Below are 24,982 nucleotides of genomic sequence, written 5' to 3'. Positions count from 1 at the left end.
GTAAAAAGAATGAGCTTGCTCCTTTAGGAAAAAGCTCATTCTTTTTATTTAAGCTATAAGATCTTTTACTTCTATTTTCTTTTTGTTCATGACTAAAGTTAATAGGAACAAAATTAAGCTTAAAAGTGCCATTATAATAAAAACTTGCGTATAACCATCAAAATAGTCACGAGCGATTCCTGCTAAGACTGGAATAAATCCGCCCATAATATATCCTCCTGACTGCATCATAGCAGTCCATGCACTCGCATCTTCTGAAGTTTTTGTTTCATATAGCGGCAGCATAAGAGCGAGTGGAAATACGCCGCCGAGCCCGATACCTAGTAAAATAGAAGGGATCCATGGTGTAGTTAGTGGGTAAATCATAAGCGATAAACCTACGAGTACAAAGCATATACTACCTAATAACCAAAGTGCTCGGTTTTTATAAATATCGGCTAATGTTGGAATTAAAAAGCTACATATCATTTGAACAACTGTAAAAACAGTTATAAGAGTACCAGCTTGCTCGCCGCTGACACCCATACTTTGATTTGCGGGCGCAAGCCAAGTCGTAATGGAGTAAAAGATTCCTGATTGTAGTCCGAAAAAGATTGTGAACAACCATGCTTTCGTATTTCTTAAAGGTAAGCTATTATTCTTTTTATTTTGTGTGCTCGTATTCTTTTTTTGTTTCATAACCGGATACCAAAATATAATAGCGATAATAGTAAGCACACCCCAAAAAGCGAGTGCCATATTCCAATCGTCTTTTAATACATGTTGTAAAGGAATCGTTAATCCTGCACTTAAAGAAGCGCCAGTTCCCATGCCTACTGAATATATTCCAATCATTAAGCCGATTTTCGTAGGGAATTTCTCTTTAATAAACCCTGATAGTAACGGACCTGCAAGTGCAATTCCAATGCCGATAAATAAAGAGCTCGCGAATAATGTGGAAATGGAAGAAGTAAAAGCCCTCATACATGTAGCAAACCCAATTAAAATAAGACAAGCCATAATTGCTTTTTCTGCCCCATATTTTTTAATGACCTTCCCAGTCAGTAAGGCGAATGTCCCCATACAAAAAACCGGAATAGCTGTTAAAAAACTAACGGAAAAATTGCTTATATTTAAATCTTGTCGGATTGTTTCTAATAAAGGTGAAACAGATGTGATTCCGATACGTAAATTAATGGAAACAAAAAATAGTGCTAGTATATACAAATAAGTTCGTTCTTGATGCTTCAATTTGATTTTCTCCTCTCTTAAACATCAGATGTTATTGAGTATATCATCTGATGTTTAAATGCATTATATAAGGAGCTTATTTCAGCTCCAAATTTTGAACAGCGTATGTTCGTGCCTCTTCGGTATTTTGTTTTAAAATAGCTTGGAATAACTTTTCATGAATGTCAGAGTTATCTTCATAGTTCACTGTATTTAATATTAATTGGCTTAAAATGTGGCGAAGGGCAGGTACGAAAGATTGATACAAATCAAGTAGAACTTCGTTTTTGCTCGCCTTTGCAATTGCTAGATGAAACTGAATGTCTGCATCTATGTATGCTACATAATTTCCTTCATGAAGGGCATTTTTTCGTTTATTCAAATGTCCTTTTAAGTATAAAAGATCCTCTTCACTTCGGCGCTGTGCCGCTAACATCGCTACTTCTTTATCTAACATATTTCTTGCTTCATACACATGATTAATATTAGCTGCTTGCAATCGTTTTTCAAATGAATCTTGTGTTGTATTTAGTGAGACAATACGAGTACCTTGTCCTTGTCGAACTTCTAAGATGCCAGCATGTACTAATATCTTTATGCTTTCTCGCAGCGTCGAACGCCCTACACCTAACTCTTCCATTAATTGCGGCTCTGTAGGGAGTCGATCACCAACTTCATACTCGCCAGAAAAGATTTTTTCTTGTAAACGTTCCAACACTTCATCGACTAATTTCCGCCGAGAAACTTTTGAAAAAGATTTCTTTTCGTTTATATTCATCTGCTCATCTCCTGTTACATTCGCTTTTATGATAACCAATTTAAGTTCTGTTGACAATGTTATTTTTTAGGTAGTTGAGGTGGGAGGGGATAACGTTGATGAAATAATTGAAGGGCCAGTACATATTTTATATGACTCATATGTACTGACCTCACTTATTCTACAATTGTGTTTGTTTTTAGATTATGAAAAATCGTTTCCTGTCTTGCTATAAATTTCATAGGCAAAAAATCCAAATAAATAGCCTATTCCAGCTCCTAAACCAACTATAAACAGTGAATAATCCGGGAAAAATATGTCGACAATTATACCGATTAAACAGCCTAAAAGCATTCCCATTGGTATTAAACTATCTAATAAAACTTGAGCATTTTTTGATTTTTTTTTTACCTAAGTTACCGTTGTTATATTTATGTTTAAGCCTTCTAATCACATATACTACAATTCCTCCAACTATTACAACAGGCGCAATTGCCGAAATTAACCACATGTTAAAATCTCCTTTCACCTTTTAATAGAATCATACCAGATAATTACAATTGTAAGCCGCTAAACGTACTGTCTAGTCTATTTAAAAGGTCAATCAAAAGGACTTGTTCCATTGTATTTAATAACTCGTCAAAAATACTTTCCCTTTTGTTTTCTCAGCAGATTGAACGACATCAACCGCAGTTTTCAAATCTGTTAAGTCATACGTAGAATGTACTTTCATGAAACGTAATTGCTTATTTTCCACTAGGCGAATTAAGTGACGAAACGTCTCTTGCCATTTATATGGTGATACTTCTTTATTCCAATGTCGTAAATGAAATATATTCGCGTGCACCTTTGCTTTCGTAACAATCTCTGCCCAGTTTACTTGTATCCCAGATAGAAGACCGATAGTTAAAAAGTGCCCATTTGGACGTAAGGAGAAAGCTAATGCATTTCCATCCGGTCCCCCGATAGAATCAATCGCAGCATCCGCACCGAGCCCGTTTGTTAATTCCATAACTGTTTCATAAAGTGGGGCAGTGGAGGTATCAATTACATACTCAGCACCAAGGCGTAGTAATTCTTCTGTATGCTTATTATTTCTTGTAATAGCAATTAATCGGAAGTTTAAAATTTGTGATAACTGCGCAAATAGATGACCAATAGCGGATCCGCAAGCATTCACTAATAAAACGTCATTACTCTGTAAGTTTAACGCTTCTGTACATGTGACCCACGCCGTAAGGGGATTAATATACATTTGTGCCGCTGTAAAATCATCGATTGAATCAGGAATAGGGACTACAAAATCAGCTGATGTTGTAACGAACTCTTGCCAAGTACCTTCTCCGCGTAAAGGTAAAACACGTTTACCGATAAGGTCTCTAGAAACGCCCGCGCCTATATCTTCTACAATACCAACACCTTCATAACCAGGTATGTTAGGTAAAGGGATTCTATGCGCATACGCTCCGGTTATGGGAATTAAGTCAGATGGATTAATCGGTCTAACTAACATACGAACTAAAACTTCATTATCTTTTAATGGTTCTATATTTTTATATTCAACTTGTAATACATCTTTTGGGTTACCAAACTTGTGAAATTGAATGTGTTTTCCGTGCAAGATAAACGTTCCCCCTTAGTGTAGTTAAATGTATTATAACATCTGCGGTTCAATTGCTTGTTTCATTTACATGTAGGAGGGGATATGCGCAAAATAAAAAGGAAGCAACCGTAGTTGCTTCCTACATCTATTAAGCCGAAGCTTTCTTCATTCTCTCAAGTAAACTAGATAAAATATGTGTACGATAAGATTCTAGTTTTTTACCTTCATAAGTACGAATACCTAATTTTTTAAGTTCTTTTACATACCAACCTTTGCTTCCGAAATACATGTGATCGCTCCCCTTCAACTTTGTTTTTACCCCGCATTAACGGGCAGTAAGACTCCCACCTTGAAATTGGGCTATGAAGCAAAGCGGTTAGGTGGGAGATCAACTGCCCGTAAATGCCCGATTGGTTCAACTAATAATCATTTGGGATGAAAAGATTCCCCAATGATTAAAGTTTCACTTTAGTTGTTCTGATTGTACTTGGAGGTACAGGTAATATAATGAAGGAAATGAATTTCGCGCGAAAATGGTTAACTTTGTTGCAAAAGACATATATACTAAGGATAGTATATAACGAGGTGGGCAAGACGTGATTATAGAGAAGCACGAAATTCAAATTGACCAAATTACGAGCGGTAAAGTGAATATCTTTACTTTCTATAGGAATAGAAAGCAAGTTGATGATCATTTTTTACGATTACAAGAACCATCGCTTACAGCAAACTACTTCTTCCATTTTCATTTTGATGCAGAGAGCTTGCATCTACTGCAGGAAGAGTTTCCGAGCGTATATCCGTACGCCGGTAGTGAAACGATTCACGACTGGACGGAAAAGATGAAAGCAGAATTGCAACATCAGATCCAAACAGGAAAATGGAATAAGCGCGTACGTATCGGTAATCGCATTCTAGATGTGGTGTTTACGTGGTGTGACGAAGATATAGTAGAGTAAAAAGAAGCGGATAACGCTTCTTTTTTTTAGCGCTGGAATAAAACGAGCTTACCTGCAGAAGATGTGCAGCGATGTGTTTTTTCATACAATCCTTTTTCTTGTAAAATAGATTCACCTTTTGCTTTCGCTTCCTTTTCAGTTGCCGCCTCGAATGATTCATCTAATGCTTTAGAACCATCTTTTTCAAAGACTGTTAGAACGTATACTCCCATGAAAATCCCCTCCAATAATAAAAATCAGAATCTTATAACTATTTTGGCATAAATCACTAGAATATGCAAAGAAATATATGACATTGCGTGTTACAATAAGGTGAAACTTTAACTAATGGGGAGTCTTTTCATCCCCACTAGTTATTAGTTGAATCAATCGGGTATTTATGGGCAGTTTACTTTCAGATTGGCTTCTTTGCCTACTGCCCGTTAATACGGGGTAAAGTGACACCTTAATCAGTGGGGAGTTTTTTATTTCCTGCTTATTACTAGTTTTGACCAATTGAGCATGTATTGTTTGTGTTCATGCGGATAAAATGAAACTTTTGAACTATAGAAAGGATCGTTATTTGTGAAACAAGTGAAGTTTATACATGCGGCTGATTTGCATTTGGATAGTCCGTTTAAAGGGATGGAGATGAATGTTGCGCAGTCTGTTTGGGAGAGAATGAAGCAGAGTACGTTTGAATCGTTCGAGCGTATTGTTGATAAAGCGATTCAAGAGCGCGTTGATTTCGTATTGCTAGCCGGGGATTTGTATGATGCGGAGACGAGAAGTTTGAGGGCGCAAGTGTTTGTGCGCGAGCAAATGAAGAGACTTTCGCAATACGATATCCCTGTTTTTATTATTCATGGTAATCATGATCATTTAGGGGGAAGCTGGGCAGCAATTGAGTTTCCGGAAAATGTTCATGTGTTTACAGAGCCTTATGTAGAAGAGAAATCATTTTATAAAAATGGTGAGCTGTTAGCTTCTATTTATGGGTTTAGTTATTTGCAGCAAGCGGTAACGGATAATATGACAGCGCAGTATACGAAAATGAGTGATGCGCCTTTTCATATTGGAATGCTTCACGGAAGTGTGGAAGGGGATGCAGAGCATAATCGCTATGCACCGTTTCAAATTCGTGAGCTGAAAGAAAAGCAGTTTGATTATTGGGCTCTTGGCCATATACATAAACGTGAAATTTTATCAGAAGAGCCGTATATTATTTATCCAGGTAATATACAAGGGCGTCATCGTAAGGAGGCCGGCGAGAAAGGGGCATACCTTATTGAACTCACGAAACAAGGATCGCAGTGTTCATTTTTCCATACGGCGGATGTTGTATGGGATGAGATAGAAGTGAGTATCGATGGGCTTGAAACTGTTGATGATCTTATGACGAGCGCGTCAAGTGCGATGAATGAATGCCGAAGAGAAGAGGAAGGCACGCTTTTAACTGTCGTATTTACAGGACAAGGCCCACTTTCTCCTTATTTGCGTGAAGACAAGCGCGTGGAAGAGATTTTTCATATTTTAGCAGCGGGAGAAGAGCGAAAAGACTTTGTATATGCGATGAAGTGGAAAAATGAGACGGTTTCTTTTGCGGAAATTGAACGTCTGAAAGAGGAAAATCATTTCGTCGGTAGTGTGCTAAAAGAGTTAGAAGCTTTTACAAATATGGACGGAGTGTTGCGCACCATTTGGACATCTCCTGTAGCGCGTAATAGCATTGAAGCTTTTACGGAAGAAGAGAAGAAAGAGATTCAAATGGAAGCGGAAAATATTATTTTAGAGCAATTATTCCAGCAAGAGAGGGATAAGAAATGAGAATTGAAAAACTCCATATTTATGGGTACGGAAAATTAGAAAATGTGGAAATGGATCTGTCAATGCTGACGGTACTGTACGGTGAAAATGAAGCGGGGAAATCGACAATTCGCTCATTTATGAAAAGTATTTTATTCGGTTTTCCAACGAGAGGACAACGCCGTTATGAGCCGAAAGAAGGAGGCAAGTATGGCGGAGCAGTTACTGTTCAAACAGAAAAGTACGGCCGTTTGAAAATTGAACGATTGCCAAAGACGGCAGCTGGCGAGGTGACCGTTTATTTTGAAGACGGGAAAACGGGCGGCGAGGAAATTTTACACGATATATTAAGTGGTGTGAATGAAAGCTTATTTGATTCTGTTTTTTCATTTGATATGCATGGTTTGCAAAATATTCATCAATTGGGCGAAGCGGATATCGGTAATTATTTATTTTCGGCAAGTGCAGTCGGAAGCGATGCGTTATTGCAGTTAGATAAAAAATTAGAAAAAGAAATGAATCAGCGCTTTAAGCCGAGTGGTCGTAATCCTGAAATTAATGTGTCACTGCAAGAGATGAAGAAAATTGAAGAAAAGATGAAAGAGTGGCAAGGGAAGATTGGCACGTATGAAAAACAGGTCGAGCAGTTAAAAGAAAGTGAAGAGAAACTTGCTTTTGTTCGTGCGGAGAAAGAGAGTGCCGAAAGACGAAAGCAAGACTATGAAATATTAGCAGCGCTTGAGCCTCTCGTTATTGAAAAGAGTGCGCACGAGAAAGTGTTAGAAAACGAGAACGGGCAGTTTCCTGTAAACGGAATGGCGCGCTATGAGGCGGTAAAGGCAAAGGTAGAACCGCTCCAAGTACAAGTAGATTCACTTCAAAAAAAGATAGAAGCAGTGCAATCAGAAATTGATTCCACAGAAATAGATGAAGCATTTTTACAAAAAGAAAGTCACGTAGAAGAACTTCGTATGCAGCACATGTCTTATGAAAATGCACGCCAAGAAATGCGTGATATGACGGGAAGTATTGCGAATATAAAAGAAGAAATCGCAGAACTAGAGCAACAAATTGGAGCCACTTTTGAACAAGAGACGGTTCTTTCATTTGATATAAGTTTAGCGACGAAAGAATTAATTACGCAAACTGTGCAAAAGGCGCGTGAATTAGAATCGCAAAAAGCACAACTAGATGAACGTTTTAAAACGGCTCAGGAGCAATTAGAAGAGCAAGAAGAAAATATAAGACAGATTCAGAAACAAATGTTAGCGGATGAAGAACGAAATACGTTAGTGGAGAAAGAAAAGTCATTTCAAGATGCGGCGTTTATCGGTATGGGCGCAGAGAGAATGAAGCGTAAGTATGAAGAGAAAGCAGGGACAGCTCAGCAAAAGAAAAAACAGTGGCAAAGAGTTTGTCTTCTTTTACTTCTTATTAACACGCTTGTTTTATTCACGAGTCTATTTATAGATAACCGCGTGCTATTATTTATTAGTGTCATTGCTTTTGTAGGGATTGTTGTAGCACTCGTTTTATATAAAGATCCATCAAGCGGATTACAAGAAGAACTCCTTACTCTTCAGCAAAGTGCTGGCGGTCGTCAAAGTGAAGAAGCGATGTCCGTTCGTTATCAGTTAGAAAAGGATGAAGAGATTCGAAAGTTATTTGAGCGGGAGTCTTATAAATTGCAGCAAATGGAACGAGCTTATGATAAAGTCGTTTCATCGTATGAAGAATGGGAGCGAGAAACTTTCCAAATAGGAGAACAAGTAGATGCATATAAAACGCGCTATATGTTCCCTGAATTTTTTACGTATGCACACATGTTGCCAGCGTTTGAGCGTATTGAAAAAATACAGCAATTATATCGTGAGCTAGATAAACAAGGCGAGCGGAAATCTTCATTATATGAAATGATTACGCAATTTGAACATAAACTAGAAACTGTTATCGGTAGCACGGAGTATGGTAATTTGCATGAGGCGCAAAGTCGTATGCAAAATGAGAAAGAGAAGCGCCAAACTTGTAAGCAGCTGAAAGAGAAGCTGGCGGAATGGCGAGAAGAATATGAGTTCATGCAAGAGCAATTAAAACAACTTTTAGTAGAACGAGATAACTTATGGCATATTGCAGATTCTACTGATGAAGAGATGTTTTTAGAAGCAGGTAAGCGGGCAGAAAAACGTGAAGATGCGGATAAGCAAATGGGGCGTTTATTACCTCAAATTGATCTTTTAGAACAGCGCTTAACGAGTTTGTCATTAGCTGAGCATTATGAGGCTGACGGTTATGATGAAAAGTTAAAGCAAGAACTGACAGCCGTGCAAAACTGTCTTACAAAGGAAAAAGAACTGACAGAGCGTATTGCGAAACATCGTATGGAAATTGCGAATTTAGAAGAAGGCAGTACGTATGGTGATTTAATGCACGAGTGGGAAATGAAGAATGCGCAAGTACGTGAACAAGTGAAGAAGTGGGCTGCATATGCGGCGGCAAAGACAGTATTAACGAAAACGAAGCAATATTATCATGAAGTGCATCTTCCGCGTATTTTACAAAAATCGGAAGAGTATTTCGTCTATTTAACAGGCGGACGATATAGTAAAATATTTTCACCGTCAGAGGCGGAACCGTTCATCGTTGAGCGTAACGACGGTATGCGTTTTTACAGTCATGAACTAAGCCAAGCGACAGCAGAGCAGTTATATTTATCGTTACGATTTGCGTTAGCGAAAACGTTTGAGCATGATTATCCATTTATTATTGATGATAGTTTCGTACATTTTGATGCGGTAAGGACGAATCGTACGATTGAACTAATAAAGGAAATTGCGAAAGATAGACAAGTCATCTTCTTTACATGTCATGCGCATTTATTAACGTATTTTACAGAAAAACAGATTATAAAATTAACGCATAAGCGTAAAGAAAATGAGTTGTAGTATGCTATACTAAAAGTAATTGATTTGGTGGAGGAATTCGAATGAAAAAGAAAATTGCAGAATATGAAGTTGGTGAACAAGTCGATGTTTTCTTGTTAATTAAAACAGCGACAAAAGGTCTAGCAAGCAATGGGAAACCATTTTTAACAGTAATCTTACAAGATCCAAGTGGAGATATTGAAGCGAAGCTATGGGACGTATCGCCAGAAGTTGAGAAACAATATGTAGCGGAAACAATCGTTAAAGTAGCTGGAGATATTTTAAACTACAAAGGACGTATTCAATTACGTGTGAAACAAATCCGTGTTGCAAATGAAAATGAAGTAACAGATATCTCGGATTTCGTAGAAAAAGCACCAGTGAAAAAAGAAGATATGGTTGAAAAAATTACGCAATACATATTTGAAATGAGAAACCCGAACATTCAGCGTCTAACGAGACATTTGTTAAATAAGCACCAAAACGAATTTTTAGAATATCCAGCAGCGACGAAAAATCATCATGAGTTCGTATCTGGACTAGCTTATCATGTCGTATCGATGTTAGATTTAGCGAAAGCTATCTCGGCTCTATACCCATCGTTAGATAAAGACTTACTATATGCGGGCGTTATTTTACACGACCTTGGTAAAGTAATTGAGCTATCTGGCCCAATCTCTACAACTTATACGTTAGAGGGGAATTTACTTGGCCACATTTCAATTATGGTGAACGAAATTGGTAAAGCAGCAGACGAGCTGAACATCGATGCAGAAGAAGTATTAATCCTTCAGCACATCGTCCTTTCCCATCACGGAAAAGCAGAATGGGGTAGCCCAAAACCACCGTTAGTAAAAGAAGCAGAAATTCTGCACTACATCGATAACTTAGATGCAAAAATGAATATGATGGACCGTGCATTAGGACGCACAAAACCAGGCGAATACACTGAGCGTGTCTTTGCGCTTGATAATCGTTCGTTCTATAAACCGACGTTCCATAATTAATAATGTGAATCAAATGGCCTCATTAAGTGTTAAAAGCTTAGTGGGGCTGTTTTCTTTATTAAAAATGAAATGAAATAGTTAAAAGGAAATAATTGAAGAAGAATCATTGAAAAGGGTAGGTTCTAAACATGCAAAAAAATGAGTTAGAACAGAAATTATTACAAGAAGAGGTGCCAAAGGATTTATATAGTTTAAAGGGTGGATTACCAAACGAATCGTATTGTTTAAATGAACAGAGTGGAGTATGGGAAGTATATTATAGTGAGCGAGGAACAAAGAGTAATCTTAAGACACTTAATTCTGAGACAGAAGCATGTGAATACTTCTATACTAGTTTAATTGAGATGTTAAGAAGAAGGTGCAATGTGCGGTAAACCATCTTCTGAAGAGAAAGGCTTTGATGGTAAAAAATTAGCTAGAGATATTGCCGGTGAAGTCAGTGGTGAATACGATGTTCGTCGTGCTTGGGATGGTATTGATCCATCTACTGGCGAAAAACTTTCGGGGTGGGAACGTGCTGGGGCAGGTGTCATGGCTGTAGCCGGCCTTACACCATTTGGAAAGATAGCTAAAGTAGGAAAAGGAGTTAAAATGACTGCTAAGGCTACTGAGGCTGTAAATACAGCTAAAAAAGTACCTGTTGGAGGAGCCGATGTAGTTAAGGGTACGGGTAATAATTCTTCGAGTAAGGATGTTTATGGACTTTATTATGATGAGGCAAAAAAATTACACGAAACTAACCCTGATTGGTATCCTAATCCTGATGAATCTACAATAGTAAAGGGTAAAGAACTAAAGGAAGCAAGAGCAGACTATCAAGCATTAGTTAGAAGAGGGGAACTTGAAAAAGGTCACCATGTACAAGGTTTATCTTTTGGGGGAGAGAATGTAAGTTCAAATATAAAGAATACAGGAGAATCGACTATTCGTCGAGAGCAAATTGATGATTTGAATTTGGATTTTTATCATGAAATGGGTTATGGTAAAGAAAATGCTAAGGTACTAAAAATACATGAGAATGAAAAGGGGATTATTGTATTTGGTAATAATCCACAACATACTGAGGTTACTGTTTTTCAAAATAAAGTTCTGAAATGGCAACGAGAAAATGGAAAGAGATAATTTAATGAAAGTAGGTGCATTTATGGGAGAAACGAGAAATCTTATGAATAGTATATGGTTTGGAGAAAAAACAATTTTAGCTAAATCGGAAATAAAAGAAAAAATTTTAAAATCTGTAACAGAAACGGAAGTTTTATTTAACTTAATAGAATTATTTAAAACGGGGGATTTTACTCAAAAACCACTATTAGTTCAATTAATGAATCAGACTAAAGATGAAGCGGTTCTGAATTTATGTATTAGAGTATTTTTATCTGTCGCAACACATGAAGACTTAAGGGATTCAAATAATCTCCGTTTTCTTAGTGAGGTAACTGAAGAAACAGTAGACACTTTTGCATCAGCAGCCACAACCTCACTTTCTCTTGAGGTAATTCCATATTTATTGGCTTTACTTGAAGAGTGGGAGGAATTCAGTGATACAGCTACTATTATAAGAGACTCTATTGATTCCTTTATTAATTTTGAAGCTCAAATTGGTGAAGATGCAACTATAGATGAAATTGGAAATTTTTATTTTAAGTATTGTCAGGAGAAGGATACAAATAATTATTATTTTCAACAGAATTTAGCTTTTCCTGGAGACTTAGCTAAAAAATTGATTCAGCGGGTTATGATTGCTGCTAATAATGAGGAACAATTAAAAATGGAATTAATACCATCTTTATTATCAATTTGGACTGGTGAAAGAGTACCTGCGGATTACAACACTATTATTAGTGAAAATAATTATAAAGATTTTATTGACTATATAAACGAACTTTCAAGTGAAAACTGGGAAAAGGGACAAAAATATTTTTACGGATATAAGCTTTAACTATAACCTATGAAAAACAAAGTATATGTGAAGTGGATAGGAAAAAATAATAGGGCGTTTGAAAATAGATACTCCATGATGGTTGTACCATCATAGAGTGTTATGTGCAATGATAGAATAGAAAATAAAGTACGAGCTTAGGCGAGATGACATTTTACTGTGCGACGAATATAAAGACATGGAATGGACATAAAACTAACAAACTCGTACAAACTCGTAAGTTTTAACATAGTAGTTGTCATGACATACAATAGGTGTCATACTGTTATTACAAAACTTACAAATTTAATGCTACTTAAAAACATATGAATTTAAAGCACTTGATTGTCAATTAAAGGCAACAAGTGCTTTTTGCGTTTTAGCGTAGAAATTTAAAAGAGCACTATAATTTTATAAGTGCATTAAGTGTTAAATTTTTATTGTTATTTTATAGATTGTAATGGCTATGTACAGTGTACGATGATAGTAGAGGGAAAAATAAAGGGTTGTGTTATTTTTTGAAGTCATCGTAAAGTACGTTTTAACGGATGGACGTTATGCATACGTTATCCGCAAAAAACGGGTAAACGTTACAGGGACTTTAATTGCTGTAACGGGAAGGGACTCAATATGGAAGAGAAAGTAGTTGGTTATGTACGAGTTTCAACAGAAGGACAAGTACGTGAAGGGTACAGCTTGGCGTATCAAGTAGAAGAAATTGAACGGTACTGTAACGAGAATGAATTACAACTGCTTCACATATACGAAGATAAAGGAATTAGCGGGGCGACAGTAGATGAAGATGGATTAACAGTTGAACGTGAAGGATTACAAGAGCTATTGTCAGATTTGGCGTATCAACAAGTGAGCCACGTGATTGTACTAAATACATCTAGGTTATGGCGCTCTGATATGGCAAAAGTGTTAATACAAAGAGAACTAAAGAAACATGAGGTTGATGTAAAAGCAATTGAACAACCGAATTACAGTATATATACACATGATCCCAATGACTTTTTAGTAAATGGCATGTTAGAGCTATTAGACCAATATCAACGTCTTGAAATTGCATTAAAGCTAAGTAGAGGCAGAAAGAAGAAAGCGGAACGACTTAATGTAGAGGGCTATCGTACAGAGAAAGGAAAGCTGTTTACGAAAGTACAAGTAAAACGCATGTTAGACCGAGAGAACTTTTATCGAGGGGTATATACATACGGGCAAATACAAACAAACGGTAAATATTCAGAAATTTTATAACAGTCGTACTTAAAAAAATCGCTCATTTTACTATATGTACTTATGAAGTTACGAAAATGGATAGGCTTGCGTACCTATGCGCATCGGAAGATGAACGCTCGAACTAAGGTTGCCGACATTTTTATATATGACTAAATTATTGAATAGAGGGATGAGTTATGCATAATAGGCAGAACTATTTGTATGTAGGAGTAGATTTACATAAGGAGCATCATACGGCTGTTATGATTAATTGCTGGCAAGAGAAATTAGGAGAAATACAATTTGAGAATAAACCATCTGCATTTTCGAAGTTTTTATTAGAAGTAGAGACATATGTGAGTGATGGTTTATCAGTTGTATTTGGTTTAGAAGATGTTGGTGGTTATGGAAGAGCGTTAGCGAAATATTTAGTAGATCACGAAAAGGTAGTAAAAGAGGGCTAGTCATTTTCCACAACTTCAAACTAGAAATCAGGAAATTATTTTTCTCAGACAACTCCAAACATGAAATTCAATATAAATAAAGGGGGCCTTATTTATGGCAATATGTTTATTAATGACTAAAGAATTTGAGAATGAAGAGATAGTTGTTTATCAATACTATCCTTCTGAATCACCCGCTAAAATAGGTAAGATGCACTATAATAAAAAGGAACGAATGTTTTATGACATAGAGCAAGCTCCAGTGGATTCATTAAATATGAGAGAACATTATTTTAATTGTGCGTGTATTAGGATTGTGCGATGTCTTAGAAAGAACGAGGAATTTCCAGATAGCATGGCATATCAAGCATAATGAAACGAACATAAAAAAAGCCACCCAACAGGAAGGATCTTATCTTACTTAACCTCATACCACCAACATCTACGATCAAGGTATCTTTTCATTCCATTAAGTTGCCCATCAGGTGTTTCATAGGGTGAGAAAGCTCCTGATTTGATGATGTTTTGTTTTGCTGATGGCGTTGCAACTTTAATCTAGATTGACGGTTCTTCTCTCCACTAATGTTTTTTTATTTACTAAATCATTCTCTAGTCCAAAATATTATGCAATAAAAAAATATCTCGAACTTGAGATAAATTACTTGCTTTTTAATCACTTGAGTTGTAAAGTGATAGTAACGAAAGCGATTGAGTCATATGAAAAACATACACTCACTTGCTTTCGATTAAAAAACAAAGTAACTTATTCAGTAAAAACTAAGATGAATTTACAAAAATATAATGAGAATAAATTAAAAAACTAAGAAGCATATTATTTTTTAGTTATCACTTGACTAGTAAAATGAAAAGGAGGAATTATCAATGTATGAAATTAAAGGGCATCATCACATTTCAATGGTCACAAAAAACGCGAGTGAGAATAACCATTTTTATAAAAATGTACTTGGTTTACGTCGTGTAAAAATGACAGTAAACCAAGATGATCCGTCCATGTATCACTTGTTTTACGGAGATAGAACAGGAAGTCCCGGTACAGAATTATCATTTTTTGAAATGCCTTTAGTAGGGAAAACATACCGTGGTACAAATGCAATTACTCGAATCGGATTACTCGTTCCTTCAGAGGAAAGCTTACATTACTGGAAAGAACGATTTGAGAAACTTGGTGTGGAACATAGTGAAATGACAACATATGCAAATCGTCCTGCTTTGCAATTTGAGGATGCGGAAGGTCTTCGCCTCGTGTTACTCGTTTCAAACGGAGAAAAAGTAGAGCACTGGGAAACGTGGGAGAAATCCGAAGTTCCTGCACAGCATCAAATTCAAGGAATGGGTTCTGTGGAAATGACAGTGCGTAGGCTTGATAAACTGGCGAGTACACTTACAGACATATTTGGTTATACAGAGATTAGCCGAAGCGATGAAGAAGCGGTTTTCCAGTCTATTAAAGGGGAAGCCTTCGGAGAAATGGTTGTGAAATATTTAGATGGTCCTACTGAAAAGCCGGGCCGCGGTAGCATTCACCATTTAGCAATTCGTGTAAAAAACGATGCAGAGCTAGCTTATTGGGAAGAACAGGTGATACAAAAAGGTTTCCATTCTTCAGGCATTATCGACCGTTTCTACTTTAAAAGCTTATACTTCCGCGAATCAAACGGAATCCTATTTGAAATTGCGACAGATGGACCAGGATTTACAGTTGATGGCGATGTAGAACATTTAGGAGAAAAACTTGATTTACCGCCGTTCTTAGAAGATCAGCGAGCAGAAATTGAAGCGAAATTAGCACCTATTGAAGAGAAGTAATAGAAGAGAAAATATAAAATTTAAAACCACTGGAGGAATATAAAATGAACCAATTAAAAGGAATTCACCACGTTACAGCAATTACAAGTAGTGCAGAAAAGAACTATGAATTTTTCACTCATGTTTTAGGAATGCGTTTAGTTAAAAAAACAGTAAACCAAGATGATATTCAAACGTATCATTTATTCTTCGCAGATGATAAAGGTAGTGCAGGAACAGATATGACATTCTTTGACTTCCCAGGTGTTCCTAAAGGAGTGCACGGTACAAATGAAATTTCAAAAACTTCATTCCGTGTTCCAACTGATGCAGCATTAGCATATTGGGTGAAACGTTTTGACCGTCTTGAAGTGGAACATACAGGAATTAAAGAGCAATTTGGTAAGAAAACTCTTTCTTTCGTTGATTTTGATGATCAACACTATCAATTAATCTCAGATGAACTTGATAAAGGTGTGGAATCAGGTACACCGTGGCAAAACGGTCCAGTTCCATTAGAATATGCAATTACTGGCTTAGGACCTGTATTTATTCGTATCGCGAACTTTAGTTATTTCAAAGAGGTGCTAGAAAAAGTTCTATTATTTAAAGAGATTGCTCAAGAAGGAGAGTTCTACTTATTTGAAGTAGGTGAAGGTGGAAACGGTGCCTCTGTCATTGTAGAACATAATACAGTTCTTCCTGAAGCACAACAAGGTTTTGGTACAGTGCATCATGCCGCATTCCGCGTAGAGGATCGCGCTGTATTAGAAGAGTGGATTGAGCGACTAAGCCGAGTTGGACTCCCTTCATCTGGTTATGTAAATCGCCACTTCTTTGAGTCATTATACGCAAGAGTTGCGCCGCAAATTTTATTCGAGTTCGCAACAGATGGCCCAGGATTTATGGGAGATGAGCCATACGAAACACTTGGCGAAAAGTTATCATTACCTCCGTTCCTAGAGCCAAAACGTGAAGAAATTGAAAAATTAGTTCGTCCAATTGATACAGTGAGAAGTACGAAGGAATTTATTAAAGAGTAAAAATAATAAGTAGGAGAGCAAGTAGTTTTAGCGAATCGCTGGAATTGCTTGTTTTTTTTTGTTTTCGCTTTATAAGTATTTTGCTAAAAGGTATGTAAAACTGATGGAGGAATAGAATGACGAAAATTAATGGGTATACTTGTAGATGCTGCGGTACATATCATGAAGAAATTCCAACGAGCTATGGATCATCGGCTCCTGTTTATTATTATGACGCTGAACCTGAAGAGCGAGAAGATAGATTTGAAATGAACGATGATTTATGCGTGATGGATGGAGAACACTTCTTTATGCGAGGGAGTATTGAAATTCCTATCGTTGGTACAGGTGAACATTTCATATGGGGTGTATGGGTTTCATTAAGTGAAGCGAATTTTGATAAGGTGAATGAATTTTGGGATAAGCAACAATTATTAGAGCCGATGTTTGGGTGGCTTTCGACTGATTTACCATATGAGCTGGAAACAGTAAGTTTAAAAACAATGGTTCATCCGAGAGCGGATGGTATTCGTCCCTATATTGAACTGGAGCCGACAGACCATCCTCTAGCAGTGGAGTTTAGAGAAGGAATAACGATGGAACGGGTACAAGAAATAGCGGAACAACTTTGTGTAAATAACGAGGATGATGAAAAAGAGTGCTGATGTTTGTTCAGCGCTCTTTTTATTATATAGAATAAAATAATTGACTTACTTTTTATATGTAACTATAATAGTTACAAAATAACCATCATTAATAGAAATGAGTTATATTTTTTTAATATAATTGTAACTAAATCGGTTACAATCAAAAAGAGAACATAAAACAACCAAATAATGTAAAACCTTTAAATAGCAACTTGAGAAAGGAGACGGGAATGTTGAAACGGTTTAAGTTTTATATGATTAGCGGTATTGTTCTTGTTGTATTAGTAGTATGTAACTTCGTTGATAAGCCGATTGCGAAGGTTGAAGAAGTGAAAGATACTGTTATGATGAAGTTCAATACGAAAGAGAAGATGGCGCAAATTGATGGGCAGACGATTTATTTTAAGCAACTTGGTGAGGGGAAACCGCCCTTACTTATGCTTCACGGATTTGGCGGTTCTTCAGATGGGTTTAGTGATATTTATCCGGAACTCGTAAAGGATCATACGATTATCGCTGTTGATATTTTAGGATTTGGGCGTTCTTCTAAGCCAATTGATTTTCAGTATTCGTTTCCCACGCAAGTGAATTTATATTATAAATTAATGAAGAAACTCGGATATGATCAATTTGCAGTACTTGGTCATTCGATGGGGGGAGAGATGTCCCTTAATTTAGCGTATCTATATCCAGACGCGGTTACCCATCTCATTTTAGCGGATTCTACAGGGATCGAATCTTTCCAGAAAAAGGAAAGTCATGAACTACCACAGTTATCAATGGACCCACAAACTGTGACTGCGATTACGGATTATAATAAAAATGCAGTGAAAAATAGCCGCGACGATAAAGAGCATTATGATCAGCTTACAAAAATGAGAGAGCGCCGCATTGCGATGGAAGCCGATAAAATTAAGGTGCCGACTTTAATTATATGGGGCCGACACGATAAGAGCGTCTCTTGGAAAAATGGTGAACTGTATCATCAGCTATTTGTAAATAGCACGTTTCATATCATTGAAAAAGGATACCACGCACCGTTTCGTCAGGAGCCAATCGAGTTTATGGAATATGTACAAGCGTTCTTCGCGGAGAATCCACAATGAAATTTTAAGCATAAATCCACTTCCTTCCTCATAGAGTGAAACTAATAAGGCTTGTCTAAGGAAAGGAATGAAGTGATTTGGAAACTTTACCATGGTGGATTTATCTTGTGATCATTGGGATTGTATTGAGTGGCTACATGGTTTTATATACTTCAAAAAAAGAGCAAGAGATGGATAATGATTTTATCGAAAAAGAAGGCGAAGTATATATGAAGCGCTTAGAAGAAGAACGAGAGAAACGGAATCAGGATAGTGATAAGGATTCAGTGTTGCTTTAATAGAAACTTTTGAAGAAGAGAAAAGGATTTTGTTTCTCTTCTTTTTTGTTGTATGAAATATTTGTATAAAAGTATAGGTTACGTTTAGTAGCTGTTATTTTAAAATTGAAGACTTATTAAATGAAAAGATAATTGATTATTGCTGGGGGATACTTTACATTTAAAATATTTAATATATAGTTTTATTGTTTTTGGAGGAGGATGAGAACTAACATGAATACAAAAAAAATTCAAACCTATGTGGCGTTGTCAACAAAAGACTGGAGTGCTGAAACATTTGTAAGAACCTTAGAAGAGATTGTAGCTTCGGCAAAAGAATATGAAAATGATTATGTTGAGATTCATCAAGTTTTAGAAACGGTAGTAACAGAAGTTGAAGTTGAGTATGTAATCATTTTAAATCATACGAGAAACTTAGATGATTTGGGGAAATGCCTTAAATAACAAAGTCCAAATACTGTTTATAAAAAGAGACGTAATCAGTATGACAGAGGAAAAATTTTCGGTTTTACTTTAATAGAAACTTTTGAAGAAGAGAAAAGGATTTTGTTTCTCTTCTTTTTATTGTTCGGGAAATTATTATAGAAGAAAAACATATAAAATATGCACGACATAAAATACAAAATGGCGCCATTATAAGCTGTAACGCACAAGTTGCACAGGCTATGCAACGATAACTAGCTTTACTCTTCATCATTTATTTGACCATACTAGACATAGAGAGGTGATAAACACAGTATGATTTTTAGTGAGCGTTTAAAAGAAGAAAGGGAAAAAAGAAATTGGTCGCAAAATGATTTGGCTGAAAAAATTCATGTAAGTAGACAATCTGTTTCGAAATGGGAGACGGGAAAGAACTATCCGAGCATTGAAATTATTATTCATTTAAGTGATCTGTTCGGTATTACAATTGATGAACTGCTAAGGAGTGATGAAGAGTTGACGCAGAAAGTAATTGCAGATAGTAAACAATTAGCGTATCCAAAATGGAAGGTGTTCTTTGATGGTCTATTCATGCTGGGGGTATTTTTGTTTATTACAAAAATCGTTGTATGGGCGTTAAATAAGTTTGCAGGAGCAAGCATTACAATTGTCGCAGATGCACCATATGTAATGAATTTTTTACCGCTCCTATTAATGATTATAGGTGGTACGGTTTCTGATAAGTTGAAGAAAATATATAGATAAGAGAAAGATTTGTAAGAAATCCCCTACACTAGCTGTTCTTTTCACCCAAATTGTGTACTATAAAGGATAGATAGGAAGGGGACGTTTAGAATGGAATTTCATGAGCAAAAGATTTTGCCGGCAGTGAGACAAATTAAAGATTTGGAGAAGCTATTACATAGTTCGTATGAATATATTGTTATTTTAGATATTCATGTCGGTCAATTGAAGAGTGTTGTGTCGCTCGCGAAGCAGCATAATAAAAAAGTATTTTTACATGTGGATTTGATCCATGGATTACAAAGTGATGGGCATGCGACGGAGTTTTTATGCCAAGAATATAAACCGTATGGGTTATTATCGACAAAGGCGAGTGTAATTATGAAGGCGAAGCAAAAAGGTGTCGTCTCAATTCAACGCATCTTTTTAATTGATTCTAGTGCGATGGAAAAGAGCTGTAATTTGCTAGAAAAGACGAAGCCGGATTATATAGAGGTGCTTCCTGGTGCGTTAACGGATGTGATCGCTGAAGTGAAAGAGCGTACAGGTGTACCGATTTTAGCGGGTGGTTTCATTCGAACTGTCGAGGACGTTGAAAGAGCGTTAAATGCTGGTGCGACAGCAATTACGACATCGAAAAAAGAACTATGGAAACATTACCAAAAAAAGTGACGAAAATGTGAAAAAATTCTGTTGACACCGCTTTCATTAGAGGTTAACATTATAGACAAGTTAATAAACGTGACGGAGAAAAGAAGAGATCCACATTTTATTGTTTCTATATATTATATAGAAGCATGTAAGCTGTGGATCTTTTTCTTTTGAAAAAAACGAATGGCCATTCATTTTACCTCTATCACATTTGAACGCATTTAAATTGATTGTGGAGGGATTTTATGTCAGCATTTTTAGGGGAATTAATAGGGACAGCGTTGTTAATCGTACTTGGTGGCGGCGTTTGTGCTGGTGTAAGTTTAAAGAAATCGTTTGCGAAAGATTCGGGTTGGATTGTAATTACAATGGGCTGGGGCTTAGCGGTAGCGGTTGCAGCATATGCAGTTGGATCAATTAGTGGGGCACATTTGAATCCGGCTTTAACAATAGGACTTGCTTTTAAGGGAGCGTTCCCATGGAGTGACGTACCAGGTTATATCGCAGCACAAATGATTGGGGCAATTATCGGGGCAGTTATCGTATATTTACACTACTTACCACATTGGAAAGAAACAGAAGATCCAGGAACGAAGTTAGGTGTATTTGCAACAGGTCCAGCAATTCCGAACACATTTGCAAACCTTTTAAGTGAAATGATTGGAACATTCGTTTTAGTATTTGGTATATTAGCAATTGGAGCAAATAAATTTGCAGATGGATTAAATCCATTTATCGTAGGTTTCTTAATTGTAAGTATTGGTTTATCATTAGGTGGAACAACAGGATACGCGATCAACCCGGCTCGTGATTTAGGTCCGCGTATTGCACACTTCTTCCTTCCGATTGCAGGAAAAGGCGGTTCAAATTGGAAGTATGCATGGATTCCGGTAGTTGGTCCAATTTTAGGTGGATCACTTGCAGGATTATTCCATCAAGTTGTATTTGAAGGAAAACAAAATTCAGCACTTATTTATGTGATTATTGCAACTGTGATTGTACTAGCAATCTCTTATATGACAAGTAAAAAAAGTGGAACTACTACAAAAAGTAGAAAAGTAGCATAGGGGGAAACCGATATGAAAAAATATATTCTTTCATTAGACCAAGGAACAACAAGCTCACGCGCAATTCTTTTCAATAAAGAAGGAAAAATCGTTCATTCAGCTCAAAAAGAGTTTACACAACATTTTCCGAAGCCAGGCTGGGTAGAACATAACGCACAAGAAATTTGGGGATCTATTTTAGCAGTTATCGCAACTTGCTTAAGTGAAGCGGATGTAAAACCAGAACAAATCGCTGGTATCGGTATTACGAACCAACGTGAAACAGCGGTTGTATGGGATAAAACAACTGGAAAACCAATTTATAACGCAATCGTATGGCAATCTCGTCAAACAGTTGAAATTTGTGATGAGTTAAAAGAAAAAGGTTATAGCGAGATGGTTCGCGAAAAAACAGGTCTTTTAATTGATGCATACTTCTCTGGTACGAAAGTAAAATGGATTTTAGATAACGTTGAAGGTGCAAGAGAAAAAGCGGAAAACGGCGAGCTATTATTCGGAACAATTGATACATGGCTTGTATGGAAATTGTCTGGCGGTAAAGCGCACGTAACAGATTACTCAAATGCATCACGTACATTAATGTTTAACATTCACGACTTACAGTGGGATGATGAGCTTCTAGACATGTTAACAGTACCAAAGAGCATGCTTCCAGAAGTACGTCCATCATCTGAAATATATGGAGAAACAATTGATTATCACTTCTTCGGTCAAAATGTACCGATTGCAGGTGTAGCTGGTGACCAGCAAGCAGCATTATTTGGACAAGCTTGTTTCGGTGAAGGTATGGCGAAAAATACTTACGGAACTGGTTGCTTCATGTTAATGAACACAGGCGAAAAAGCAGTTGCTTCTGAGCATGGCCTATTAACAACAATTGCATGGGGTTTAGATGGTAAAGTAAATTACGCATTAGAAGGAAGTATTTTCGTAGCAGGTTCTGCAATTCAATGGTTACGTGACGGAATGCGCATGTTTAAAGATGCAAGTGAGAGTGAAGTGTACGCTTCTCGCGTTGCATCAACTGACGGCGTATACGTTGTACCAGCATTCGTAGGATTAGGTACACCGTATTGGGATAGTGAAGTGCGCGGCGCTATGTTTGGAGTAACACGCGGTACGACGAAAGAGCACTTCATTCGTGCAACGCTAGAATCTTTAGCATACCAAACGAAAGATGTATTATGTGCAATGGAAGCTGATTCAGGTATTAAACTGAACACATTACGCGTTGATGGCGGAGCAGTTAAGAATAACTTCTTAATGCAGTTCCAAAGCGATATGTTAGACGTTCCTGTAGAGCGTCCAGTGATCAATGAAACGACAGCTTTAGGAGCAGCGTACTTAGCGGGTCTTGCAGTTGGATATTGGAAAAACCAAGACGAAATTAAAGAGCAGTGGCATATGGATAAACGCTTTACACCAGTAATGGAAGCGGAAACAAGCGAAGAGCTATATGCTGGATGGAAAAAGGCAATTGAAGCAACAAAAGCTTTCAAATAATCATAAACAGTGTTATAATGATGACAAGTTAATAATTCGGTAGGAGATTTGGAGAGACCACAACACGCTATAGAGGCGAAATCTATAGCGGAGTTCGTGGTCTCTTTTTTCGTTATCAAAGGGAGGAATTACCATGAAATTTTCAAGTAAACAACGTAAAGACGTATTAAATGGAGTAAATAAACAAGAGTTAGATGTGATCGTAATTGGTGGAGGTATTACTGGTTCTGGTATTGCATTAGATGGGGCAACACGCGGTTTATCAACGATTGTGTTTGAAATGCAGGACTTTGCAGCAGGTACATCAAGTCGTTCAACGAAACTTGTACATGGCGGTTTACGTTATTTAAAACAACTTGAAGTGAAAATGGTAGCAGAGGTGGGGAAAGAGCGTGCGATCGTATATGAGAACGGTCCCCATGTAACAACACCGGAGTGGATGTTACTTCCGTTCCATACAGGCGGCACGTTCGGGTCATTCAGTACATCAATTGGTCTTCGTGTATACGACTTCTTAGCGGGCGTAAAACGAAGCGAGCGCAGAAAAATGTTTAACCGTGAAGAAACATTAAACAAAGAGCCTCTTGTAAAAAAAGAGGGATTAAAAGGCGGCGGTTACTACGTAGAATATCGTACAGATGATGCGCGTCTTACAATTGAAGTAATGAAAGAAGCGATTGAACACGGTGCGAAAGCTGTTAACTACGCAAAAGTAGACAGTTTCTTATATAAAGATGGAAAAGTATGCGGTGTACGTGTAATCGATTTACTAGACGGAGAAGTGTATGAAGTTTACGGTAAGAAAATTGTAAACGCAGCTGGTCCTTGGGTAGATACACTTCGTGAAAAAGATAACTCTAAAAAAGGGAAAGTACTACAGTTATCAAAAGGTGTTCACTTAGTAATTGATCAAAAACGTTTCCCATTAGGTCAAGCGATTTACTTCGATACACCAGATAAACGTATGGTGTTCGCGATTCCGCGCGGAGGAAAAACGTACGTAGGTACAACAGATACGTTCTATGATAAAGACGCAGCTGTACCACACATGACAACAGAAGATCGCACATATATCATTAATGCGATTAACTACATGTTCCCAAGCGTGAAAATTACAGAAAAAGATGTGGAGTCAAGCTGGGCTGGTGTACGTCCGTTAATTTATGAAGAAGGTAAGAATGCATCTGAAATTTCTCGTAAAGATGAAATTTGGACTTCTGAATCTGGTTTAATTACAATCGCAGGTGGTAAATTAACAGGATACCGCAAAATGGCTGAAATGGTAGTAGACTACGTAACGAATCTATTACAAAAAGAAGGTCATGGTGCATATAAGAAGAGTGACACGAAACATATGCCAATCTCTGGTGGACATGTAAGTGGTTCACACGGATTCCCAGCATTCGTTGCGAAAAAAGCAGGCGAAGGTACGAAATACGGTTTAACGACAGCACAAGCTGAGGAATTCGCGAAATTCTACGGATCTAACGTTGATGTACTATTCGACTTAGCGAAAAAACATAAAGACGAAGCGAAAGAATACAACATGCCGCTAGACGTTCTAATCCCGCTTGTATACGCAATGGATTACGAAATGACAGCTAAACCAGTTGACTTCTTCGTACGCCGTAGAGGCGCTGTATTCTTCAACATCCACTGGGTATATGAGTGGAAAGAAGCAGTAATCAACTACATGGCTGCGAAACTAGGCTGGAGCAAAGAAGAGCAAATGAAATACACAGCAGAACTAGAAAAAGCGTTAAGAGATGCTGTAATTCCTGTAGATCAACAAGAGCAAGCAGCTGCGTTAGCGTAAAATAGAGAACCACCTGAAGGGGAGCCTTTAGGTGGTTTTTATCTTGACTAAAAATAAATAGAATGTGTTACAATGATGATAGAGTATATAGTATGAATT

The 24,982-nt window shown here is 37.1% G+C and carries 24 protein-coding genes and 4 pseudogenes; 21 read left to right on the top strand and 7 right to left on the bottom strand.

Annotated features, from left to right (window positions below; all coding sequences use genetic code 11):
* Positions 1–48 precede the first annotated feature (48 nt).
* The 5 genes and pseudogenes from BAU23_RS28595 to BAU23_RS28575 all read right to left on the bottom strand — a co-directional run bounded on the left by BAU23_RS28595 (position 49) and on the right by BAU23_RS28575 (position 3,858).
* Complete coding sequence (locus BAU23_RS28595) at positions 49–1,236, bottom strand: MFS transporter (protein ID WP_033670059.1); 1,188 nt, start codon at positions 1,234–1,236, stop codon at positions 49–51.
* Positions 1,237–1,306: 70 nt separating this feature from the next.
* On the bottom strand, positions 1,307–1,987 hold the full coding sequence (locus BAU23_RS28590; protein WP_071735741.1) for a FadR/GntR family transcriptional regulator: 681 nt from the start codon (positions 1,985–1,987) through the stop codon (positions 1,307–1,309).
* A 183-nt stretch (positions 1,988–2,170) separates the two neighbouring features.
* Positions 2,171–2,477, bottom strand: a pseudogene (locus BAU23_RS28585) (hypothetical protein).
* Positions 2,478–2,594: 117 nt separating this feature from the next.
* The gene (locus BAU23_RS28580; protein ID WP_071735739.1) at positions 2,595–3,587 is read right to left on the bottom strand and encodes a zinc-dependent alcohol dehydrogenase family protein; all 993 of its coding nucleotides are present in this window, start codon (positions 3,585–3,587) and stop codon (positions 2,595–2,597) included.
* A 130-nt stretch (positions 3,588–3,717) separates the two neighbouring features.
* Positions 3,718–3,858, bottom strand: coding sequence for a YflJ family protein (locus tag BAU23_RS28575; RefSeq protein WP_000273535.1), 141 nt, complete (start codon positions 3,856–3,858; stop codon positions 3,718–3,720).
* Between the two features lie 307 nt (positions 3,859–4,165).
* Here BAU23_RS28575 and BAU23_RS28570 point away from each other — a divergent pair, with 307 nt between their 5' ends.
* Complete coding sequence (locus BAU23_RS28570; protein ID WP_000582796.1) at positions 4,166–4,528, top strand: hypothetical protein; 363 nt, start codon at positions 4,166–4,168, stop codon at positions 4,526–4,528.
* Positions 4,529–4,554: 26 nt separating this feature from the next.
* Here the strand turns inward: BAU23_RS28570 and BAU23_RS28565 are convergent, their stop codons facing one another.
* Complete coding sequence (locus BAU23_RS28565) at positions 4,555–4,740, bottom strand: YhzD family protein (protein ID WP_000539551.1); 186 nt, start codon at positions 4,738–4,740, stop codon at positions 4,555–4,557.
* Between the two features lie 352 nt (positions 4,741–5,092).
* Between BAU23_RS28565 and BAU23_RS28560 the strand changes: the two genes are divergently transcribed.
* From BAU23_RS28560 to BAU23_RS28515, 9 genes and pseudogenes are all read left to right on the top strand, one after another.
* Positions 5,093–6,334 (top strand): metallophosphoesterase family protein, encoded by a 1,242-nt coding sequence (locus BAU23_RS28560; protein ID WP_000815697.1) that lies wholly within the window; start codon positions 5,093–5,095, stop codon positions 6,332–6,334.
* Positions 6,331–9,255 carry an ATP-binding protein gene (locus BAU23_RS28555; RefSeq protein WP_071735737.1) on the top strand — a complete coding sequence of 975 codons (2,925 nt, stop codon included), beginning with the start codon at positions 6,331–6,333 and terminating at the stop codon, positions 9,253–9,255. Before BAU23_RS28560 ends, BAU23_RS28555 begins: the two co-directional genes overlap by 4 nt.
* A gap of 41 nt (positions 9,256–9,296) precedes the next feature.
* Entirely contained in the window at positions 9,297–10,241 is a 945-nt protein-coding gene (yhaM, locus tag BAU23_RS28550; RefSeq protein WP_000726647.1) for a 3'-5' exoribonuclease YhaM, read from the top strand.
* A gap of 128 nt (positions 10,242–10,369) precedes the next feature.
* Entirely contained in the window at positions 10,370–10,615 is a 246-nt protein-coding gene (locus BAU23_RS28545; RefSeq protein ID WP_001171228.1) for a hypothetical protein, read from the top strand.
* Positions 10,593–11,363: pseudogene (locus tag BAU23_RS28540) on the top strand (pre-toxin TG domain-containing protein); the annotation flags it as partial. The gene BAU23_RS28545 and the pseudogene BAU23_RS28540, both read left to right, overlap by 23 nt.
* 4 nt (positions 11,364–11,367) lie before the next feature.
* Positions 11,368–12,180, top strand: a complete 813-nt coding sequence (gene imm47, locus BAU23_RS28535) for an Imm47 family immunity protein (RefSeq protein WP_000862553.1) — start codon at positions 11,368–11,370, stop codon at positions 12,178–12,180.
* A 609-nt stretch (positions 12,181–12,789) separates the two neighbouring features.
* Complete coding sequence (locus tag BAU23_RS28525) at positions 12,790–13,416, top strand: recombinase family protein (protein WP_071735736.1); 627 nt, start codon at positions 12,790–12,792, stop codon at positions 13,414–13,416.
* A gap of 158 nt (positions 13,417–13,574) precedes the next feature.
* Positions 13,575–13,835: pseudogene (locus tag BAU23_RS28520) on the top strand (IS110 family transposase); the annotation flags it as partial.
* A 100-nt stretch (positions 13,836–13,935) separates the two neighbouring features.
* Positions 13,936–14,193 carry a hypothetical protein gene (locus tag BAU23_RS28515; protein WP_000952063.1) on the top strand — a complete coding sequence of 86 codons (258 nt, stop codon included), beginning with the start codon at positions 13,936–13,938 and terminating at the stop codon, positions 14,191–14,193.
* A 44-nt stretch (positions 14,194–14,237) separates the two neighbouring features.
* On the opposite strand, the pseudogene BAU23_RS30045 reads toward BAU23_RS28515, so the two are convergent.
* Positions 14,238–14,354, bottom strand: a pseudogene (locus BAU23_RS30045) (N-acetylmuramoyl-L-alanine amidase C-terminal domain-containing protein); the annotation flags it as partial.
* Between the two features lie 348 nt (positions 14,355–14,702).
* Between BAU23_RS30045 and BAU23_RS28510 the strand changes: the two are divergent.
* From BAU23_RS28510 to glpD, 11 genes are all read left to right on the top strand, one after another.
* The gene (locus BAU23_RS28510) at positions 14,703–15,647 is read left to right on the top strand and encodes a ring-cleaving dioxygenase (protein WP_000273000.1); all 945 of its coding nucleotides are present in this window, start codon (positions 14,703–14,705) and stop codon (positions 15,645–15,647) included.
* A 44-nt stretch (positions 15,648–15,691) separates the two neighbouring features.
* On the top strand, positions 15,692–16,669 hold the full coding sequence (locus BAU23_RS28505) for a ring-cleaving dioxygenase (RefSeq protein WP_001072570.1): 978 nt from the start codon (positions 15,692–15,694) through the stop codon (positions 16,667–16,669).
* Positions 16,670–16,785: 116 nt separating this feature from the next.
* Positions 16,786–17,313 (top strand): DUF2199 domain-containing protein, encoded by a 528-nt coding sequence (locus BAU23_RS28500; protein WP_000161565.1) that lies wholly within the window; start codon positions 16,786–16,788, stop codon positions 17,311–17,313.
* A gap of 212 nt (positions 17,314–17,525) precedes the next feature.
* Entirely contained in the window at positions 17,526–18,401 is an 876-nt protein-coding gene (locus tag BAU23_RS28495; RefSeq protein WP_071735734.1) for an alpha/beta fold hydrolase, read from the top strand.
* Between the two features lie 77 nt (positions 18,402–18,478).
* Positions 18,479–18,679 carry a sporulation YhaL family protein gene (locus tag BAU23_RS28490; protein WP_002087191.1) on the top strand — a complete coding sequence of 67 codons (201 nt, stop codon included), beginning with the start codon at positions 18,479–18,481 and terminating at the stop codon, positions 18,677–18,679.
* Positions 18,680–18,892: 213 nt separating this feature from the next.
* On the top strand, positions 18,893–19,123 hold the full coding sequence (locus tag BAU23_RS28485; RefSeq protein WP_071735732.1) for a hypothetical protein: 231 nt from the start codon (positions 18,893–18,895) through the stop codon (positions 19,121–19,123).
* Positions 19,124–19,417: 294 nt separating this feature from the next.
* On the top strand, positions 19,418–19,867 hold the full coding sequence (locus tag BAU23_RS28480; RefSeq protein WP_016128873.1) for a helix-turn-helix domain-containing protein: 450 nt from the start codon (positions 19,418–19,420) through the stop codon (positions 19,865–19,867).
* A 90-nt stretch (positions 19,868–19,957) separates the two neighbouring features.
* Complete coding sequence (gene glpP / locus BAU23_RS28475; protein WP_000394292.1) at positions 19,958–20,518, top strand: glycerol uptake operon antiterminator GlpP; 561 nt, start codon at positions 19,958–19,960, stop codon at positions 20,516–20,518.
* A 224-nt stretch (positions 20,519–20,742) separates the two neighbouring features.
* A complete protein-coding gene (gene glpF / locus BAU23_RS28470; RefSeq protein WP_001272196.1) occupies positions 20,743–21,564 on the top strand; it encodes a glycerol uptake facilitator protein GlpF in 822 nt (273 codons plus the stop codon).
* A gap of 12 nt (positions 21,565–21,576) precedes the next feature.
* Positions 21,577–23,067 carry a glycerol kinase GlpK gene (gene glpK / locus BAU23_RS28465; RefSeq protein ID WP_071735730.1) on the top strand — a complete coding sequence of 497 codons (1,491 nt, stop codon included), beginning with the start codon at positions 21,577–21,579 and terminating at the stop codon, positions 23,065–23,067.
* Between the two features lie 133 nt (positions 23,068–23,200).
* The gene (gene glpD / locus BAU23_RS28460) at positions 23,201–24,883 is read left to right on the top strand and encodes an aerobic glycerol-3-phosphate dehydrogenase (RefSeq protein ID WP_071735729.1); all 1,683 of its coding nucleotides are present in this window, start codon (positions 23,201–23,203) and stop codon (positions 24,881–24,883) included.
* Positions 24,884–24,982: the final 99 nt, after the last annotated feature.

Source organism: Bacillus nitratireducens (assembly GCF_001884135.1).
Classification (GTDB): Bacteria; Bacillota; Bacilli; order Bacillales; family Bacillaceae_G; genus Bacillus_A; species Bacillus_A nitratireducens.
The sequence above is the reverse complement of the archived record's forward strand: the minus strand, read 5'-3'. Positions and strand labels throughout refer to the sequence as shown.

Bases quoted from the DNA above. Each gene is read 5' to 3' on its own strand.
- BAU23_RS28590 (WP_071735741.1), bottom strand. From the start codon at position 1,987: ATGAATATAAACGAAAAGAAATCTTTTTCAAAAGTTTCTCGGCGGAAA.
- BAU23_RS28575 (WP_000273535.1), bottom strand. From the start codon at position 3,858: ATGTATTTCGGAAGCAAAGGTTGGTATGTAAAAGAACTTAAAAAATTA.
- BAU23_RS28565 (WP_000539551.1), bottom strand. From the start codon at position 4,740: ATGGGAGTATACGTTCTAACAGTCTTTGAAAAAGATGGTTCTAAAGCA.
- BAU23_RS28555 (WP_071735737.1), top strand. From the start codon at position 6,331: ATGAGAATTGAAAAACTCCATATTTATGGGTACGGAAAATTAGAAAAT.
- yhaM (WP_000726647.1), top strand. From the start codon at position 9,297: ATGAAAAAGAAAATTGCAGAATATGAAGTTGGTGAACAAGTCGATGTT.
- BAU23_RS28545 (WP_001171228.1), top strand. From the start codon at position 10,370: ATGCAAAAAAATGAGTTAGAACAGAAATTATTACAAGAAGAGGTGCCA.
- imm47 (WP_000862553.1), top strand. From the start codon at position 11,368: ATGAAAGTAGGTGCATTTATGGGAGAAACGAGAAATCTTATGAATAGT.
- BAU23_RS28525 (WP_071735736.1), top strand. From the start codon at position 12,790: ATGGAAGAGAAAGTAGTTGGTTATGTACGAGTTTCAACAGAAGGACAA.
- BAU23_RS28515 (WP_000952063.1), top strand. From the start codon at position 13,936: ATGGCAATATGTTTATTAATGACTAAAGAATTTGAGAATGAAGAGATA.
- BAU23_RS28510 (WP_000273000.1), top strand. From the start codon at position 14,703: ATGTATGAAATTAAAGGGCATCATCACATTTCAATGGTCACAAAAAAC.
- BAU23_RS28505 (WP_001072570.1), top strand. From the start codon at position 15,692: ATGAACCAATTAAAAGGAATTCACCACGTTACAGCAATTACAAGTAGT.
- BAU23_RS28500 (WP_000161565.1), top strand. From the start codon at position 16,786: ATGACGAAAATTAATGGGTATACTTGTAGATGCTGCGGTACATATCAT.
- BAU23_RS28495 (WP_071735734.1), top strand. From the start codon at position 17,526: ATGTTGAAACGGTTTAAGTTTTATATGATTAGCGGTATTGTTCTTGTT.
- BAU23_RS28485 (WP_071735732.1), top strand. From the start codon at position 18,893: ATGAATACAAAAAAAATTCAAACCTATGTGGCGTTGTCAACAAAAGAC.
- BAU23_RS28480 (WP_016128873.1), top strand. From the start codon at position 19,418: ATGATTTTTAGTGAGCGTTTAAAAGAAGAAAGGGAAAAAAGAAATTGG.
- glpP (WP_000394292.1), top strand. From the start codon at position 19,958: ATGGAATTTCATGAGCAAAAGATTTTGCCGGCAGTGAGACAAATTAAA.
- glpF (WP_001272196.1), top strand. From the start codon at position 20,743: ATGTCAGCATTTTTAGGGGAATTAATAGGGACAGCGTTGTTAATCGTA.
- glpK (WP_071735730.1), top strand. From the start codon at position 21,577: ATGAAAAAATATATTCTTTCATTAGACCAAGGAACAACAAGCTCACGC.
- glpD (WP_071735729.1), top strand. From the start codon at position 23,201: ATGAAATTTTCAAGTAAACAACGTAAAGACGTATTAAATGGAGTAAAT.